The sequence below is a fragment of the Lactococcus muris genome (genome assembly GCF_042849115.1).
GTDB classification, from domain to species: domain Bacteria; phylum Bacillota; class Bacilli; order Lactobacillales; family Streptococcaceae; genus Lactococcus; species Lactococcus muris.
Map to the genome: position 1 here is coordinate 1 of NZ_BAAFQO010000041.1, position 1,957 is coordinate 1,957.

Genomic DNA, 1,957 nt, shown 5'->3' on the forward strand with positions numbered 1-1,957 from the left:
CTTAGAAAACGGATTTTGCTCCAACAAATCCTTGTCAAACGCAACTAAAAAAGCTGTCCTAAGACAACTTTTCACACACTGCTGTAACTCATTTTTTAGCGAGTACCACCGCAGAGTTGACAGAGCCACTATTTTTACACTTAAGCCTTCTTCACTACAGACCCCTTCAAACCAATGGCACCAAAACCATCAATTTTTGAATCAATATAGTGTTCATTTTTCCCAAATTCATTAATGCGGATATTTTTAACTTTCGTCCCTTTTTTAATGGGTTTCGGCATCCCTTTGACTGGGAGATCTTGAATGATAATCACAGCATCTCCATCAGCTAAAGGTTGTCCAACACTATCAAGCACAACAAACTTATCTGCTTCTAAATCCGCTTGTGTAAATTCGTTGCCACATTCTGAGCATCCAAATGTCGTATCTGAGAGTTCATAAGTATATTCACTTGAACAAATTGGGCATTGAGGTGTTTCCATTTTTTCTCCCTTTTCTGATTTTAATTTAATTACTAGTATAACTTATTAAACTAAACTTAGTTTACTTTATAGAAAATTGCTTTCTGTACGGCTAATTTTTGTCTTTCTGGTAAGCTCTGCGCACTTGGGCCAAAAGTGTTGGACAGCCAAATACGCGGTTTCGCTTTGTCTGTATCTGCCCAATCATAACCTTTTGGAATAAAGGAGAGTCCTGCTCCAGCAGGAGTCCCTTCAGGTTGGCTATTTACCATAAGGAAGCCTTGTTCTTGCTGATTATCTGCTGATAGAATATTAAGAATAAGTCGTGTTTTCTGCTCGCCCTCCACTATGTAACACTGATTATTTTCAAAAATTAGTGTTCTGCCTTCCAAGGTTCTCCAAGCACCTTGCACACTTGAATAATCTCCTTGAGCAATCTGTTCTAAATTCATCTCAGCATTTAAGCTTGCCAATTTGGCCGAATCAATGACTCTGGAAGCTATTTCTTCAGTCACTTGTTTAGCTGAGGGCATGTCAAAATAATCTGCAAGAACTGTATTTATCTTTGTTACTTGCTCTTCTGTTTCCCAGCTTTTAGCATTGATATAGTCATATTCAACTGTCGCTTGGTTAATTTTCACATTAACTTTATGGATGATTTTATTTGAATCATACCATTCTATGGAGCCGTCACTAATATTTCCTGCCATCGCAAGATATTCCGCCGCCAAAATCGTAGTCTGAGGATTCAGCTTAGCATAAGACTGAGCCAGTAAAGCAATTTGTTGATTGAGGGCTAAGGCTTTCCATTCCGTCAAAGCTGCTGATACATGGCCTGATTTACCCTCTTGCGTTGAATTAGAGTCAATCATAGAACTTTCTGAAATTTTATGATTGCTCGCAGCAAGAGAAGAATCATTTTTGGATTTCGGATAGAAAAAGACAATCAGAAGTATTACCATTACAATAAGGAGAAGACCGCTAAAGATACTTCCTAAAATGATTGTTTTCTTTTTAAACTTTTTATTTTCGGCTATATCTTCTGTTACCAGTCCGTCCGATATAGCTTTTTGATAGTCATCCTCACTAGGTCTTCTATCATTAATATCTTTAGAAGATTGTTCCCATTCCTTTTTATCCCTCATCTTGGTCCACTTCCCAATCTAGCACTCTTCATGCACATCCTTTTATAGTGTACTACATTATGAAAAAAATCTCAAAGACTCGCTCGGAAAATAAGGACATCAAAAAAACAGAGGAGTTAAGCTTGGCTCTGTCAACTCTGCGGTGGTACTCGCTAAAAAATGAGTTACAGCAGTGTGTGAAAAGTTGTCTTAGGACAGCTTTTTTAGTTGCGTTTGACAAGGAGTTGTTGGAGCAAAATCCGTTTTCTAAGATGATCAAAACGCCCAAAACCAAAGGCAATGCGTTTGATAAGCTTACAGAGATTATTTTTTCCCTCTAATGGGCCGTTGGAACAAGATGAGACAATGCCT

Annotated in this window: 3 protein-coding genes; all 3 read right to left on the bottom strand. The window is 38.0% G+C overall.

From position 1 onward, the window contains the following. Positions 1 to 140 precede the first annotated feature (140 nt). Positions 141 to 482 carry a zinc ribbon domain-containing protein YjdM gene (locus ACGHCK_RS11375; RefSeq protein ID WP_202230358.1) on the bottom strand — a complete coding sequence of 114 codons (342 nt, stop codon included), beginning with the start codon at positions 480 to 482 and terminating at the stop codon, positions 141 to 143. A 56-nt stretch (positions 483 to 538) separates the two neighbouring features. Further along, positions 539 to 1,606, bottom strand: a complete 1,068-nt coding sequence (locus ACGHCK_RS11380) for a DUF6287 domain-containing protein (RefSeq protein WP_271329366.1) — start codon at positions 1,604 to 1,606, stop codon at positions 539 to 541. Between the two features lie 203 nt (positions 1,607 to 1,809). Continuing rightward, the coding region (locus ACGHCK_RS11385; protein ID WP_394304575.1) for a transposase at positions 1,810 to 1,957 on the bottom strand (148 nt) is incomplete at its 5' end.

Bases quoted from the DNA above. Each gene is read 5' to 3' on its own strand.
- ACGHCK_RS11375 (WP_202230358.1), bottom strand. From the start codon at position 482: ATGGAAACACCTCAATGCCCAATTTGTTCAAGTGAATATACTTATGAA.
- ACGHCK_RS11380 (WP_271329366.1), bottom strand. From the start codon at position 1,606: ATGAGGGATAAAAAGGAATGGGAACAATCTTCTAAAGATATTAATGAT.